The sequence below is a fragment of the Panacibacter microcysteis genome, from assembly GCF_015831355.1.
Lineage (GTDB): Bacteria > Bacteroidota > Bacteroidia > Chitinophagales > Chitinophagaceae > Panacibacter > Panacibacter microcysteis.
The window spans coordinates 972105-986947 of sequence record NZ_JADWYR010000001.1 but is presented as its reverse complement, the minus strand read 5'-3'; the positions used below and the strand labels follow the sequence as shown (position 1 = coordinate 986947).

The following is a 14843-nucleotide window of genomic DNA, read 5'->3' as shown; positions in this document are numbered from 1 at the left end:
GAGAGTTTAGCTGATAAGATACAAAGAAAAAATGCCTTTTGCAAGCAGGTAATTGCAGCTATCATAAATTAGCCGGTTAAGGCTATCTTTTCCTGCGGAAGAACTCTTTTATAAGACCGGCACATTCATCCTGCAGTACGCCGGTAATGATTGTTGTTTTTGGATGAAAGGGAGATGCGGGTGCAGGATAATTTATGCCTGTTTCTACGTATTTACGGTAGCCGTTTTTTGCATCGGCTGCGCCGTAGATTACCCGGCCTACTTTGCTCCAGTATAGTGCGCCGCAACACATAAGACAAGGTTCTATGGTAACGTATAAGCTGGCATCCGGCAGGTATTTTGCACCAAGGTGGTTGCATGCTGCGGTAATGGCGAGTATTTCTGCATGCGCCGTGGGATCGTTCAATAATTCGACCTGGTTGTGTGCTCTTGCCACAATCTTGTTGTTGATAACAATGACAGCACCGATGGGTACTTCATCAGCTTCGAATGCCTTGCCCGCCTCTTTTAAAGCCTGCTGCATAAAATGTTCATCACTGTATGGTAGCATATGCGGCTAAGTTAGTAAACTTAAAAAAAGCTTTAGCTGTTTATGTTTCAGCGTTTTAATTATGCAGGCATCAAATATGTTTTCCGTGTGTCAAATCGGTTATGCGGATTAATGTAATTTGCTTACTTTGTTTTAATTAATCCGTTATAATGCAAAACCTTTTTCAACCAGAATCCGCCACGGGCATTGTAATACGTATTGCCCGCCTAAAACCCACAGCTATTGCCGCCTGGGGTAAAATGAACGCCTCTCAGATGCTGGCACATTGTAAAGCCCCGCTTGAAGTAGCACTGGGTGACAGGCATTTGAAACCTGGTATTATCGCGCTGCTTTTTGGTAAAATAGCCAAAAGGCAATTGCTGAAAAAAAAGCCTTTCCCGCAAAACCTGCCAACAGCAAAAACCTTCGCGGTAAAAGATGAGCGTATTTTTTCTGATGAGCAGGACCAGCTGCTTACCCTGATAAGAAGATTTTCTGAGGAAGACCCATACAAAATTGCAGCACGTGTACATCCTTTTTTTGGCAAAATGAGCATAGAGGAATGGGGCCTTTTGCAATGGAAACACCTTGACCATCATTTACGGCAATTTGGTGTATAAGATAACACGTACGGTAAAAGGCTGGTTGGATAGCTGGTATCTTAATTGCAGGTAGCGTTGCTGCTGAATAACATTGCTACCTGCTGAAGGAAGAAACATGGCAAAAAGATTTTGACCGCTGTTGCTAAAAATTGCAAAACATTGGCAAGGTTGCACATTGCTGAATAGTGTACCTGCAGTACAAGTGAGTGACACAACAAAAGCTACATAGTAGCAATACAGCCTGCCACATAAAAAAACCACCCAACAAGGTTGAGTGGTTTTAATGCTTCACATCGTTTATAATTTATTGAACCGCCGTTTGATTGTTGCTGTCATCAGCATCCATAAAAATGCCACTATCTATGGCAACAGTTTTTATTCTCTTTTTGGTGGTTATACTAATGGCAGCTTTTTTTATATCAGTCTTCCACAAAGATGGCGACTGGTGCAATTTTTCGGTTGAATTATCATCGTAAGTAACCACGAGGTCGAACGGTGCAGGAAAGCCACCAACGTTAGCAACAGCAACGCTGTAACCTGCTTTGTTTTTATTTACTGCAGTTACAGAAAAATCTATGTAGCCATTTGTAAAATACCACGCATGCCAGAACCAGTTTAGATCCTGGGCTGCAATGTTGTTGAAGGTATTGAAGAAGTCCCATGGAATAGGATGTTTGCCATTCCACCTGTTCATGTACGCATGCAGGCAGGCTTTGAAGAGCTGATCGCCCAGCAAATCTTTCATAGCAAGATAACCGAGTGACGCTTTTCCGTATTGGTTATTACCAAGTGCGGGCCCGGTTATAGCATCGCCGGGAGTAATGATGGGAATATCTTCGGCAGAAGAAGCATCACCAATCCAGCCGGCAACCCGAAATTGTTTATAGAGGTCTTCTGCATTCTCAGTTCCCAGGTCTGCGCGGCCAATAAGTAATTCAAACGTGGTTGCCCAGCCTTCATCCATAAAACCGTAGCGCGTTTCATTGATGCCCATATAAAAAGGCATATAAGTATGCGCAATTTCGTGCTCTGCCACAAAGCGTGAAAAGTCAGGGTTATCATACGTTTCGTCGTTGGCCATCATTGGGTATTCCATACCGGCATAACCCTGGAAGATGGTTGTTTTTTCGTAAGGGTATGGTATGCCCGGCCAGTTGTGCGAAAACCAGTCTAGTGCATGCTTACCAAACTCTACCATTTTATGGTAATCGGCAGCGGTATCGTTGTATGCGGCCTGTACGCTTGCCCTTCTTTTTGTTGCATCGTCAACAACCACGCTTCCCGCATCCCACACGAAATGATCACTTATACCAAACGCCATGTCGGGAATGTTTGTGGCCGTAAATTTCCAGCTATTCATTTCGTCCTGCGCAGTAACTTTTTTTGCTGCGAGGTCTTCTTTCGTTGCTATTCTTATTGTTTCATCAGAAGTTAATGAGGCGTAGTATTTCTTTAGAAAATCCGGCTGTAACAGTCGTTCCGGGTTATTGAGTGTGCCTGTACCCCATGCTATATAATTTTTAGGAATGTTGAGCGTAACTGTATAATCATTGAAATCGCTGTAAAATTCATGAGAGTCCATAAAGGCCATCCTGTCCCATCCGTTTATGTCGTCAAAAACCGCTACACGTGGATAGAAATAAGCTAAAAAGTAAGTGGTGGAATCAATCATGCCCTCCCGGTTGCTGAGCAATGATATTTCGAAGTGCCAATCGAAAGAAAGTGTTACAGAATCATGCGGTGCCAGTGGTTGCGGCAGTTTAAGTGGTTGAACGGTGGTGGGCGCATTACTCTGGCGCCAGTTATAAGCAGCGCCATTTACCTTCACTGCATCTACCTGTACACCACTTGTGAGGTAGTCTTCTGTGGCCGGGTAATTACGCGGGGCACCTGGCTTATGAATATTCAGGAAAAGCTTTATTACAGGATTTTTTATTGTATCAGGGCTGTTGTTTACATATACAATTGTTTCGCTGCCTTTTATATTCCTGTCGGGTGGCATGGCAGTAAGTGTGATGGTATACTGCGCCCGGTTTTGCCAGTAGTTTTTGCCCGGCTTGCCATCAGCAGAGCGTGTACCGTTTTTAAATGCCTGTTTTACATCTCTTGGCATATAAAGTTCCTGCGCGTGTAAAGCACTGGCGCAAATAAACAAAGAGCAAAAAAAAATGATTCTTTTCATACGTGAAGTTTATGCAGCAGGAAAGATAAGATACAATTGTAATGTGTAGCCGTTATGTTTTGACAGGAGGTTTAGTGCAATGATGATCAATACACATAACTGTTATACGATGCGGTACACAATCGCTCTTTCTTACACATTGAGCAGCTTTATAGCCTTTTCAATATTGTTGCCTGTGGTAAGCATTTTATTAAAGAGATCATGTTTCTTCTCCAGCCTTTGTGGTAGCGTCTGGATATTGAATTGTGACGGATGAAGGCTATGGTTTACCTCTTCCCACTCCAGTGCAGTGGAAGCACTGGCGCCTTCAACCGGGCGAAGGCTGTATACAGCAGCCAGCGTTTGGCCGCTGCGGTTTTGCAGGTAATCCATATAAATGTTTGGTCCGCGTTTACTGAGTGAACGTTCCAGCGAGGTAAATTCCGGCAATTGTTCATTCACAAGTGTAGCGATTATATGGGCAAAATCTTTAACCGTATTATAGTCGTATTTGTTTTTCAAAGGTGCATATACATGTAAGCCAGATGCACCTGATGTTTTGCAAAAGCAGGTAATCTTTGCCTTGTCCAGGATTTCCTTCGTCATTAAAGCTACATCTACCACCTGTTTAAAATCATTTTTGTCGGAAGGGTCAATGTCTATCACCATCCATGTGGGATGATCAGGTTTCCCAACAGTGCTATTCCACGGATTGATCTCAATACAACCAAGGTTGGCGAGGTAAAGTAAGGTAGCTTTATTATTGCAAACTATATAATCAACTGTTTTATTACTGCTTTCACTGTGTACCGGAAAAACTGATGCATAAGACGGTGCATTTTCACCGGCATCCTTGTGGAAAAATCCTGCGTCCCTTATACCATTGGGGTTTCGTTTTAAAGATAACGGCCTGTTCTTTAAGTGGGGTAAAATATATTTTGCCACGCTGTCATAATAGTTTACCACATCGCCTTTGGTGTATCCTTCATCCGGCCAGAAAATCTTATGCTGGTTGGTAATGAGCACTTCATCCCTGCCGATCTTTATTGTCCTGTTCTTTTCCACGGGATCGATTGCTTTCTCAGATTCATCATTCATTGCTGAAATTTTCTTTTCGTCTCTTAATCGTAAAAATACAGGGTGTCTGAATATCCCGTCTCTCGTAATTTCTGTGTAGGCAATGTCGGCAACAAGTGTTGGCTTTAGCCAGGTTGTTTTGCCATTCACCGGTACTTTTTCCATAAAGGGAGATGAGTCGGTTTCCAGCGGCCCCATCAGCTTTTTCAGAGAAGCAAGCAGGTCGTCGTTAAAACCTGTGCCGACATGGCCGCGGTATTGCCAGCTTTTGCCTTTTTTGTTGGCAAGAATCAGTGAGCCAAAATGGTGCCTGCCACCTTTGGGTGCAGTGTACCCCACAATAACAGACTCTGTACTCTGTATGTTTTTGATCTTAACCCATTCTTTGCTGCGAACGCCTTTTGCATATGTGCTGTCTTTTTTCTTTGCAATGATACCTTCCAGCCCCTGCGCTTTAGCCGTAGCAAAAAAAGAAATGCCATCTTCCTCCACGTGGTCACAATAGCGGACGACTTTGTTGTTTTTCAATAATTTTTTTACCAGTGCTTTCCTGTCTGTAAGTGCTAATGAAGTAGTAGCCTTACCATCCAACTCAAGTATATCAAACACGTAGTAAAGCAGCGGGTAATTCAGGTGGTTTTCGTAATGCTGCAGCTTTTGAAAATCCGGAAGGTTTTTGTCATTCATCAATACAATTTCACCGTCCAGCACTACATCATGTTTTATTTTCGATAACTCCTTTACCAAAGCAGGAAAACGTGCCGAAAAGTCAATGCCATTACGCGAGTAAAAACTGATCTTGCCTTTTTTTATTTCGGTTACAGCTCGGTAGCCATCCCACTTTACTTCAAAGATCCAGTCCTTATCATCAAAAGCGGTCTTTGCAATGGAGGCCAGCATTGGCTTTATAAACTTTGTCAATTTTTTTGCCTTGCCGTGTCTTATCGAGGCCACTGTTTTCTTTGGTATTACACCATCTTTTTCATCCTCGGCATCATACAGTTTATGTACTGCATGATCGTCTTTGTGTTTAATAAGCAGCCAGTTTTTGTCATCATCCTTTAAGCGTACCAGCACAAATTCCCCCTGTAATTTTTTGCCTTTCAAAGCAAATTTTATCTCTCCATTTCTAATGGCGGCAAGCGCCTTCTTTTCAGTAATTGGTGCGTGTTTTGCATCTACCGGCACAAAAGTTCCTTTATCCCAGATTGCTACTTTACCTGCCCCGTAATTTCCTTCCGGTATGGTGCCTTTAAAACCAATGTAATCAACCGGGTGATCTTCTACCATTACCGCCAGCCGTTTTTGAGATGGGTTTAACGAAGGGCCCTTGGGAACTGCCCAGCTTTTCAATACACCGCCAAGTTCCAGCCTGAAATCGTAATGCAAACGCGTTGCTTCGTGTCTTTGCACTACAAACCGCAATTGTTTTGCTGTATCAACGGTGCCTTTCGGTTCTTTGGTTTGCTTAAAGTCCCGTTTTTTGTTGTAGGCGGTTAAACTCATGATGCTTTCTTTTTAGAAGAGCCCGACAGGCTGGCTTTTAGTTGTTCCATCAGGTCTTTGGTATTGCTGTGTACCACTTTCATTGGTTTGTAAGCCACTGCTTTGCCCTTTGCTTTGGCACGAATTACTTTCAGCAGTTTGTCTGTGTATTCATCTTTAAACTGAGACGGATCAAAAGTTTGCGTAAGCTGGTCTATCAGCGAAACTGCCATTTTTATTTCTGCAGGTTTACTTTTCGTAGCTGGTATTTTAAGATCATCTGTTTTACGTATTTCCTGCGGAAACCTGATGCGGTTGAGCACCATAACATCGCCAATTGTTTTAATGATACAAACATGCTCGCGGTTGCGCATTACAAAACTGCCTACACCTGCTTTTGTTGTCTTCTTTAGCGCGTCGCGCAGCAATGCATATGCCCTCGTGCCCGTTTTTTGCGGTTCCAGGTAATATGGCGCTTCAAAATAAGTGCTGTCAATTTCCTTTTCATCTACAAATTGTATGATCTCAATGTGATCACTCTTTTCCGGCGCAGCCTTTTCAAAATCTTTATCATCAAGAATTACATATTTGTCATTCAGCATATATCCTTTCACAATATTTTCCCATGCCACTTCCTTTCCTGTGTTTTCATTTACACGTTTGAATTTGATGTTTGCATGCCCGTTTTTATCAAGCATATCAAGATCAAGTGTACTTTCTTCCACAGCGCTGTACATTTTTACAGGAATATTTACCAGCCCAAAACCAATTGAGCCTGTCCAGATAGCTTTCATGTAATTCGTTTCTATAAAAGGTAATAAAAACATGCCAAATGAAATTTTTTATGTACCCGGCTGTAAAACAGGTATGAGGCTTTTGTTGCGTCGCACTCTTGTGAGCCTTGTTCTTTGTGCAGCACGGTTACAGTCTGGCTGCCATAAAAAATATTTCATGCTGTATGCAGCCGTAGTTTTTACTGCTTTTAGCTTTCATGTATATTCACCTAAAACTAATTTGCATGAGAGTGTTGCTGTTATTAACTGCCTGTTCAGGCATTACTGCTTTACAGGCGCAGGTTTACAAATCATCGGGGCCGCTTGTTCATACTTTTTCTATTGTGGCAAGAGACAGTGCAACCGGCGAAATGGCTGTGGGTGTACAAAGCCACTGGTTTAGTGTAGGTACTTCTGTAGCGTGGGGCGAATCAGGCACCGGGGTAGTGGCCACGCAATCTTTTATCGATAAATCTTATGGGCCCAAAGGACTGGCATTAATGAAAAGCGGTCTTACTGCCCAACAGGCGCTTGATAGCCTGCTGAAAGCTGACGAAGCAAGAGAAGTGAGACAGGTTGCTTTTATTGACAACAAAGGCAATGTGGCCGCACATACCGGTAAAAACTGTATTCAGTATGCTTCAGACATCAAAGGCGCCAACTTTAGCGTACAAAGCAATATGATGCTGGGTAAAACGGTTTGTGAAAGTATGGCCGCCGCTTTTAAGGCATCTCACACAAAACCACTTGCAGAACGAGTGCTGGCTGCGCTTGATGCTGCGCAAACTGCAGGTGGCGACATCCGCGGTATGCAATCAGCAGCATTGATTGTTGTGAATGGTACCGCTGCAGATGCATGGAACGATAAGCTCATTGATGTAAGGGTAGATGACAATCCACAACCGCTGAAAGAACTGAGAAGGTTGTATAATTTATACGTGGCTTACCAGCACATGAATAACGGCGATCTTGCAACGGAGAAAAACGACATGGAAAAGGCAATGAACGAATACAATGCCGCCATGAAAATGTTTCCCGAAAACCTGGAAATGCAATATTGGACGGCAATTACACTGGCCAATAATAAACGGCTGGAAGAAGCATTACCAATGCTAAAGAAAATATTTGCTGCAGATAAAAACTGGAAAGAACTTACCAAAAGATTGCCGGCTGTAAAACTGCTTACCGTTACCGGTGATGCACTAAAGCAAATACTTGCCCAGTAAACTTTTACTTTTTACGCGCAGTATTCTGGCAATTTGTGTATAAAACTGCTTTGCAATCTTCGCGTTTGCCCGGCAAAGTACAGTATGTACAAGAGTGCGACGCAACAGGCGATGCCACCTGTACAGGTGCCGGGCCCACCATTGTTGTTTGTGTATAAAAATCTCTTAACTAAATTTTTATTAACCCTTCGAAATGAGGGAACAGATTTTGCGTTATAACGAAAACATCCTGTTGCATTAAACTTTACATGCTCACATTACTATTACCAGAATTTACTAATGCAATGAAACGTTTTGCGCTGATCTTAACTACGCTTTCTGCAATACTGCTTTGTACTTCTTTTCACGACACGCACATTCTTGCGAAAGGAACATACCTGATCGTGGTAGAAAAAAGTAAATATGAACTTAGCCTGTACGATGATGAAGGCTGGTACGCGACATACCCCGTAGTGTTTGGCAGTAAAGACCTGGGAGATAAAATGAAAGAGGGCGACCGTAAAACACCGGAAGGAAATTTTACCATCATCAGCAAACGTGTACATGAAAAGTGGGATCGTTTCCTGATGCTTGATTACCCGACAAAAGAAAGTGTTGAAAAATTCAATGCCCGCAAACAAAGAGGCGTTATTCCTAAAAATGCATCTATTGGCGGCGGTATAGGAATACACGGCACATGGCCGAGAGAAGATTATGCCATTGACCGCTACGATAACTGGACGCAAGGCTGTATAAGCATGAAAAACCCCGACGTAGAAGAACTGTATAGCCTGATACCGGTTGGTACCAAAGTGGTCATAAAACGTTGATCAGTTATTCAGAAAAGCAGTTACATTTTCCATCCATTTCGCTGTTTCTTTCTTACAAAGGCTCTCATGGCCTGATTGTTCATAAACAACCATTTTCTTGTGTGTTGCCGAAATGTGGTTGTAAATAGTTTCTGTCTCGCTTCTTTTTACGCGAAAGTCTTTCGCGCCCCACTGCAATAGTGTTGGGCAGGTAATATCCCTGGCATATTCAGCAGGTTTGTTTGAAAATGCCCATATACCGCCCAGGTTGATGCCGCCCCATAATGTAAGAAAAACGCCCAGCGGTTCGCCCGGCAAATTCATTACCCGTACAAAACCTTCTGATGCTTCGCGCATAGATGCAAAAGGCATCTCGAGAATTAGTTTTGACGCATGCATATCCGGGTAATCGTAAATGGCTTTGGTAATGGTGGCAGCGCCCATAGAAGCCCCAAACAGCACAATATTTCGAACGCCTTTTTTGATGGCATAATCATATGCAGCCTTTACATCTTGGGCTTCGTTGATACCCACGCTGCAGGTTGTTCCTTCACTTTGCCCGTGGTTCCTGAAATCAACAGCAATAATGTTCCAGCCGAGGTTATAAAAGGCAGTGGCTTCCCGTATTAAACCACTGCGGCAACTGCCATGGCCATGGAATAAAATGACCGTACCTTTTTTGGTAAGTGCATCTTTGTTGTCCAGCGTGGTCCATGCTGCAAGCAGCAGCCCGTCTGATGTTTTTATTTTTGTAGCCTGGTGTGGAATGTTCAAAGAATCGACGACTGTGCTTTTTGGTACAGGTAGCCCAAACAACGTTGCATTGGCTTTTTCTATAAAACCCATTTGCTGGTAGTTGGGCCGCGTTGCCTGATCAACAAATCTTGTAAAATGATAGGCCTGTACGGCGCAAATGACGTTGAAGAACAAGAAGAGGCATAGTATAAAATAAAGTAGTTTTTTAATGAGCTTTCTCATGCAAGGAGTTTGGGTTTAAAGATAAAAAGGAAAGAAAAGACAGTGAAGTTTTTATTAGGGGTCAGCAATTATGATCCGGGGAGCTGCGTGTTGTAATGAACATATTTTGCACCGGGGCAAAAAACCGCTTTGTTTCCACGATGTTTGCTTCTTATATTTCTCTTGAACAAAAGAAAACAAAAAGTAGGGCCCGAAAAAATTGCTCAGTGCATTTTAGCAGTTGAGGTCTTCGCTAATCTCCTTTGTCGATTGCAGCCCTTTTCTTGCTTTCGCCCTGATTAGGCTTTGTGCTACATTGGCTTCAGCAATAGTAGTTGCATCAGTACCATGCGGAATAGCAATCAAATTGATTAAACAAAAATCATCTTACGTTTGCCATTTACGTTTCACATCTCACCATTCGCCATTCACATTCACGACCCCCGTTCACTGATCGCTGCAGCTGCATACTGTTATGCTGCACAAGAGTGCGACGCAACAACAGCTGCTAACTGTACAACTGCAGGGCTCATAAAAATGCCGCTTCAACCGGTAACGGCGCAATAGTCAGCCATACATTGTTTATGTTTGCAAAATGCCGGAAACAATAAACATCAAAACCATTTGTGTATGTGGTGCAGGTACCATGGGCAGCGGCATTGCCCAGGTGGCGGCACAGGCGGGCTTCAACACCATTCAGTTCGACCTGAATACAGCCATGCTGGAAAAAAGCAGGCAGCAGATCCTCGCATCGCTTAATAAGCTTGCAGAAAAAGGCAAATTAACTGAAGCTGCAAAAACGGCTGCACTGGCAAACATACATTTTACAGCATCTGTTGAGGCGTGTATTGCAGATGTGATAATTGAAGCCATTGTTGAAGATGAAGCTGCCAAAACAACGCTGTTTAAAAAACTTGCTGCCATAAACAGCCCTGCAACAATTTTTGCTACCAATACATCTTCTATTTCTGTTTCAACGCTCGCCACTGCCACGGCTATTGATGCGCAATTTGCCGGTATGCATTTTTTTAATCCTGCGCAACTGATGAAGCTGGTGGAAGTGGTGTATACATCCAGTACCGCACCAGCAGTTACTGACACACTTGTTGCGCTGGCAAAACAAATGGGGAAAGTACCGGTAGTATGTAAAGATGCGCCCGGCTTTATTGTAAACCGGGTGGCAAGACATTACTACCTGGAAGCGATGTTGCTGGTGGAAAAAGGGCTTGCAGATATTGAAACCATAGATACCATTATGGAGGCAACGGGCTTTAAGATGGGCCCCTTTAAACTGATGGATCTTATTGGAATGGATGTAAATTATGCTGTAAGCAATATTGTATGGAATGCACTGGACAAGCCGGAAAGACTGCAACCGTCTGCATTGCAAAAAGAAAAGGTAGAGAAAGGAGAACTCGGTAAAAAATCCGGCAAAGGATTTTATCATTATTGATTTAAAAGCTGCATGAATAATTCCCTGCAACATATTCTGGTTACCGGTGCAAGCGGGCTGCTTGGTTCGTATGTGGTAAAGCAACTGGTAGCGCAAAACAAAACAGTAAAAGCTTTATACAGGAGCCATATACCGGCATTCGACGGTGCAGATAAAGTGCAGTGGGTGAAAGGAGATATACTGGATATTGTTGCTCTTGAAGAAGCCATGACCGGTGTACAGGAAGTTTACCACTGCGCTGCTATTGTATCATTCGACCCCAAAGAAAAACAACAACTGCATATTACCAATGTAGAAGGCACTGCCAACGTGGTAAATGCCTGCCTAAACACGGGTGTTCAAAAATTACTGCATGTAAGTTCTGTGGCTGCGCTTGGCCGTATAAGAGTAAATGAGCCTGTTACCGAGAAAATGAAATGGACACCCGAAACCAGCAACAGTGAGTATGGCAAATCCAAATACCTGGCCGAGATGGAAGTGTGGCGCGGTGTGGGTGAAGGCCTGCGCGCTGTGGTGGTGAACCCTACCATTATCCTGGGTGTGGCAGATTGGAACAACAGTTCATCGGCTATTTTTAAAAGTGTATACAACGAGTTTCCTTGGTACACAGATGGTGTTACAGGGTTTGTAGATGCCGCAGATGTTGCGAAAGCAATGATCATGCTCATGGAGAGCGATATAAGTGGCGAACGTTTTATTGTAAGTGGTGAGAATACAACCTATCAACACCTCTTTAACCTGATAGCAAATGCATTTGGTAAAAAGCAACCGCATAAAAAAGTTACCCCATTTATTGCAGCGGTGGTATGGCGGCTCGAAAAATTCAAATCGTTCTTTACCGGCAGTAAACCACTTGTAACAAAAGAAACCGCCGTAACTGCACAGGCCAAAGTGTATTTCGATAACAGCAAACTGCTCAGGTTTCTCCCTGCCTTTCAATACACCGGCCTGCCGGACACAGTAACAGCTATTTGTAAAGGATTCAGGAAAATGTATAACCTTCCTTAGTGCACGGCAGTATCATATCTTTATAGCAACACCAAACAGCCACAATACATTTTATGAACCCGGCATTATAGCGCTGTTCAACATCGTTGCGTCGCACTCTTGTACTGTTAGTTTTCTATGCAACTGCAGGCTGCGGGTGTAAGTACGCAGGAATGTTTTACAAAGGCTGATTATGCTACTCCATTATTTTCTTCCATAATTCGGGTATGCGTTTGATCCATACAATTTCTTTCTTCTTTAGCATTGCATCTTCGGCGGGTGTACCAAAATAAATTTTATTGCCGGCCACAGTAGATGGTATACCACTTTGTGCAAGCACGGTAGCATTGGCACCAATGGTTAATGTTTTGCTTACACCAACCTGGCCCCAGAGCGTAACACCGTCTTCTATTACACATGCGCCTGCTATGCCCACCTGCGCAGCAAACAAACAGTTCCTGCCAATACTGGTGTCGTGGCCTATATGCACCATGTTATCTATTTTGGTGCCTGCACCAATACGTGTAGATGCAGTTACACCACGGTCTATTGTGCAGCCGGCGCCTATCTCCACATCGTCTTCTATTATAACGTTGCCACAGCTTTGCATGCGCCTGTACCATACATCCCTGTTCTTTTTGGTGTTGTAATAAAAAGCGTCACTGCCTATAACAGTTCCTGCCTGTATCACTACATTATTACCAATCTCTGTATAGTCCATGATTGATACGTTGGGATGAATAATACAGTTATTACCAATCTTCACATCTTTCCCGATAAATACATTGGGCATAATAACGGTATTGGTTCCTGTTACTGCAGTATCGCTCACAGGCTTTGTGGCAGGTGTGAATGGCCTGAAATGATTAACGATCGTTAAGTATGCTTCAAAAGGTTCTGCAACCACCAGCAATGTTTTGCCGTGTGGTACGTTTACTTCTTTTGTGTTGATGATGATATGTGTTGCAGCACTGCTCAGGCATTTGTCATAATACTTGGGGTGATCGACAAAGCAAAGATCACCTGCTTCTACTTTATGTATTTCGTTGATGCCATAAACAGGTAATGATGTATCTCCAATTGTTTCAGCATGTATCAGTTCGGCTATCCATGCTACGGTAACTGCTCCCGGAAATTTCATAACACTAAAGTTTGTGCAAATGTAAAAGTGATTTGCTTTACATAATGTGTTAATCATGCATGCAGGCAATGTGCAATACCTGTACAACAATGTTGCTGTGCAACGCAGTTTATAGTGTGTTGGTTAGTAACGGTTGTTGTAAGAACGCGTTTATGCTGAAATAATTTTGTGTACCACAACAAATGGAGATAACATGTGCATAACCACGAAATCAAAATGAAAATGCAGCGTGTGAAGATGTGTGTGATCAGTAGCATCTGTTGAAACGCTTTATTCATCAGTGTTTCAGCAGATGCATTATTTATACATGCCATTACATAGCAGTAATAGTTGCAGCAAACAATTAACCTTTCTTTGTTTTATCGCTTCGCAATTCACACTGCAAGAAAAAATGTTAATAAAATTGTTTGAAAAATTTTTTGCGTTAGAAAAAACAATTTATAATATTGTGTTGGGAATTTGATTTCCCATTACTTACTAACCCATCCATATACAGAATCCCGCCTCGGCGGGATTTTTGTTTTACTGAAATGCATCGTTACTTTATCATATACAAACCTTACCTCGTTCTGTCGCAGTTCACTTCTCAGTTGGGCAAGCAAACACTTGCCGATTACTTCAACGTACCCAAAAATGTATACCCTGTTGGCAGGTTAGATGAAGACAGTGAAGGCATGCTGATACTTACCAACGATGTGCAACTCAATCATCGTTTGCTTGATCCTTCGTTTGCGCATGAACGCACTTACCTGGTGCAGGTAGACGGCGCCATTACAACACAGGCCATTCAACAACTGCAGCAAGGTGTGGAGATTAATGTAAATGGTAAGCTGTATAAAACAAAACCATGCAAAGCATCTTTGCTGATGCATGTACCGGATGTTCCGCCAAGAAACCCACCGGTACGTTTCAGGAAAGCAATTCCTGCACCATGGATAAAGATCACGCTTACAGAAGGAAAGAACAGGCAGGTAAGACGCATGACTGCCAAAGTTGGCTTTCCTACATTGCGATTAATAAGAGAAAGCATTGAAGGGATAACGCTTGGCAATCTTGAGCCCGGTAAAATGATCGAACTACCTCAAAAGACCATTTATAAAAAGTTGTTTCATGAATGAGCATTACGAAGTAACAAAAGATGATTACTGTATTAGTACAGACCAGTCGAAACTGGATATTGACACAGTGTACAATTACATAGCTTACGAATCTTACTGGGCACAGGGCATTACAAAAGACGTTGTTGAAAAGTCTGTTGCCAATTCTTTGTGCTTTGGTTTATACAAAGGTGCGGCACAGATTGGTTTTGCAAGGCTGGTTACAGATAAAGCAACCTTTGCTTACCTGGCAGATGTGTTTGTGCTGGAAGCTTACCGCGGCAAAGGACTAAGCAAATGGTTAATGCAGGTTATTCACGCACACCCCGGGCTGCAAACGCTGAGAAGATGGCTGCTTGGTACAAGAGATGCGCATGGTTTGTATGAGCAGTTTGGCTGGACAAGATTTACACCTGAAATAGCGGAGCGCTTTATGCAAAAACACAACCCTGGTGTTTATACAAAGCAGGCAACAAACGTATGATGCCGTATTCTGTAAATCATTATGCTGTTACTTGCTGCTGCACCCGGAAAAGTTATGTTTATCCGTAAGGTGCTCGGGCCGGG

13 protein-coding genes are annotated in these 14843 nt (G+C 42.9%); 7 read left to right on the top strand and 6 right to left on the bottom strand.

The window, feature by feature from the left end; genetic code table 11:
* Window positions 1–82: 82 nt before the first annotated feature.
* On the bottom strand, window positions 83–550 hold the full coding sequence (locus I5907_RS03960; RefSeq protein WP_196989427.1) for a nucleoside deaminase: 468 nt from the start codon (window positions 548–550) through the stop codon (window positions 83–85).
* 149 nt (window positions 551–699) lie between these two features.
* Here I5907_RS03960 and I5907_RS03955 point away from each other — a divergent pair, with 149 nt between their 5' ends.
* Window positions 700–1149 carry a DUF1569 domain-containing protein gene (locus I5907_RS03955; RefSeq protein ID WP_196989426.1) on the top strand — a complete coding sequence of 150 codons (450 nt, stop codon included), beginning with the start codon at window positions 700–702 and terminating at the stop codon, window positions 1147–1149.
* A gap of 286 nt (window positions 1150–1435) precedes the next feature.
* Here the strand turns inward: I5907_RS03955 and I5907_RS03950 are convergent, their stop codons facing one another.
* The 3 genes from I5907_RS03950 to ku all read right to left on the bottom strand — a co-directional run bounded on the left by I5907_RS03950 (window position 1436) and on the right by ku (window position 6681).
* On the bottom strand, window positions 1436–3313 hold the full coding sequence (locus I5907_RS03950; RefSeq protein WP_196989425.1) for a M1 family metallopeptidase: 1878 nt from the start codon (window positions 3311–3313) through the stop codon (window positions 1436–1438).
* Between the two features lie 132 nt (window positions 3314–3445).
* Window positions 3446–5875 (bottom strand): DNA ligase D, encoded by a 2430-nt coding sequence (ligD, locus tag I5907_RS03945; protein ID WP_196989424.1) that lies wholly within the window; start codon window positions 5873–5875, stop codon window positions 3446–3448.
* A complete protein-coding gene (gene ku / locus I5907_RS03940) occupies window positions 5872–6681 on the bottom strand; it encodes a non-homologous end joining protein Ku (RefSeq protein WP_231401957.1) in 810 nt (269 codons plus the stop codon). The genes ligD and ku overlap by 4 nt, the downstream gene beginning before the upstream one ends.
* 191 nt (window positions 6682–6872) lie before the next feature.
* Here ku and I5907_RS03935 point away from each other — a divergent pair, with 191 nt between their 5' ends.
* Complete coding sequence (locus I5907_RS03935; RefSeq protein WP_196989423.1) at window positions 6873–7853, top strand: DUF1028 domain-containing protein; 981 nt, start codon at window positions 6873–6875, stop codon at window positions 7851–7853.
* Between the two features lie 284 nt (window positions 7854–8137).
* The gene (locus I5907_RS03930) at window positions 8138–8662 is read left to right on the top strand and encodes a L,D-transpeptidase family protein (RefSeq protein ID WP_196989422.1); all 525 of its coding nucleotides are present in this window, start codon (window positions 8138–8140) and stop codon (window positions 8660–8662) included.
* Here the strand turns inward: I5907_RS03930 and I5907_RS03925 are convergent, their stop codons facing one another.
* Window positions 8663–9619: an alpha/beta hydrolase gene (locus I5907_RS03925; RefSeq protein ID WP_196989421.1), complete on the bottom strand. Its 957-nt coding sequence runs from the start codon at window positions 9617–9619 to the stop codon at window positions 8663–8665.
* Between the two features lie 574 nt (window positions 9620–10193).
* Between I5907_RS03925 and I5907_RS03920 the strand changes: the two genes are divergently transcribed.
* Window positions 10194–11051 (top strand): 3-hydroxyacyl-CoA dehydrogenase family protein, encoded by an 858-nt coding sequence (locus I5907_RS03920; RefSeq protein ID WP_196989420.1) that lies wholly within the window; start codon window positions 10194–10196, stop codon window positions 11049–11051.
* Window positions 11052–11063: 12 nt separating this feature from the next.
* The gene (locus I5907_RS03915) at window positions 11064–12059 is read left to right on the top strand and encodes an NAD-dependent epimerase/dehydratase family protein (protein ID WP_196989419.1); all 996 of its coding nucleotides are present in this window, start codon (window positions 11064–11066) and stop codon (window positions 12057–12059) included.
* Between the two features lie 175 nt (window positions 12060–12234).
* Here the strand turns inward: I5907_RS03915 and I5907_RS03910 are convergent, their stop codons facing one another.
* Window positions 12235–13179: a UDP-3-O-(3-hydroxymyristoyl)glucosamine N-acyltransferase gene (locus I5907_RS03910; protein WP_196989418.1), complete on the bottom strand. Its 945-nt coding sequence runs from the start codon at window positions 13177–13179 to the stop codon at window positions 12235–12237.
* A gap of 530 nt (window positions 13180–13709) precedes the next feature.
* On the opposite strand from I5907_RS03910, the gene I5907_RS03905 reads away from it, so the two are divergent.
* Together I5907_RS03905 and I5907_RS03900 are read left to right on the top strand one after the other, a co-directional pair.
* The gene (locus I5907_RS03905; protein WP_196989417.1) at window positions 13710–14297 is read left to right on the top strand and encodes a pseudouridine synthase; all 588 of its coding nucleotides are present in this window, start codon (window positions 13710–13712) and stop codon (window positions 14295–14297) included.
* A complete protein-coding gene (locus tag I5907_RS03900) occupies window positions 14290–14760 on the top strand; it encodes a GNAT family N-acetyltransferase (protein WP_196989416.1) in 471 nt (156 codons plus the stop codon). The genes I5907_RS03905 and I5907_RS03900 overlap by 8 nt, the downstream gene beginning before the upstream one ends.
* Window positions 14761–14843: the final 83 nt, after the last annotated feature.

Excerpts from the sequence above, each read along its gene's own strand:
- I5907_RS03905 (WP_196989417.1), top strand. The coding sequence starts at position 13,710 with ATGCATCGTTACTTTATCATATACAAACCTTACCTCGTTCTGTCGCAG.
- I5907_RS03915 (WP_196989419.1), top strand. The coding sequence starts at position 11,064 with ATGAATAATTCCCTGCAACATATTCTGGTTACCGGTGCAAGCGGGCTG.
- I5907_RS03910 (WP_196989418.1), bottom strand. The coding sequence starts at position 13,179 with ATGAAATTTCCGGGAGCAGTTACCGTAGCATGGATAGCCGAACTGATA.
- ligD (WP_196989424.1), bottom strand. The coding sequence starts at position 5,875 with ATGAGTTTAACCGCCTACAACAAAAAACGGGACTTTAAGCAAACCAAA.
- ku (WP_231401957.1), bottom strand. The coding sequence starts at position 6,681 with ATGTTTTTATTACCTTTTATAGAAACGAATTACATGAAAGCTATCTGG.
- I5907_RS03920 (WP_196989420.1), top strand. The coding sequence starts at position 10,194 with ATGCCGGAAACAATAAACATCAAAACCATTTGTGTATGTGGTGCAGGT.
- I5907_RS03900 (WP_196989416.1), top strand. The coding sequence starts at position 14,290 with ATGAATGAGCATTACGAAGTAACAAAAGATGATTACTGTATTAGTACA.
- I5907_RS03935 (WP_196989423.1), top strand. The coding sequence starts at position 6,873 with ATGAGAGTGTTGCTGTTATTAACTGCCTGTTCAGGCATTACTGCTTTA.
- I5907_RS03930 (WP_196989422.1), top strand. The coding sequence starts at position 8,138 with ATGAAACGTTTTGCGCTGATCTTAACTACGCTTTCTGCAATACTGCTT.
- I5907_RS03955 (WP_196989426.1), top strand. The coding sequence starts at position 700 with ATGCAAAACCTTTTTCAACCAGAATCCGCCACGGGCATTGTAATACGT.
- I5907_RS03960 (WP_196989427.1), bottom strand. The coding sequence starts at position 550 with ATGCTACCATACAGTGATGAACATTTTATGCAGCAGGCTTTAAAAGAG.
- I5907_RS03925 (WP_196989421.1), bottom strand. The coding sequence starts at position 9,619 with ATGAGAAAGCTCATTAAAAAACTACTTTATTTTATACTATGCCTCTTC.
- I5907_RS03950 (WP_196989425.1), bottom strand. The coding sequence starts at position 3,313 with ATGAAAAGAATCATTTTTTTTTGCTCTTTGTTTATTTGCGCCAGTGCT.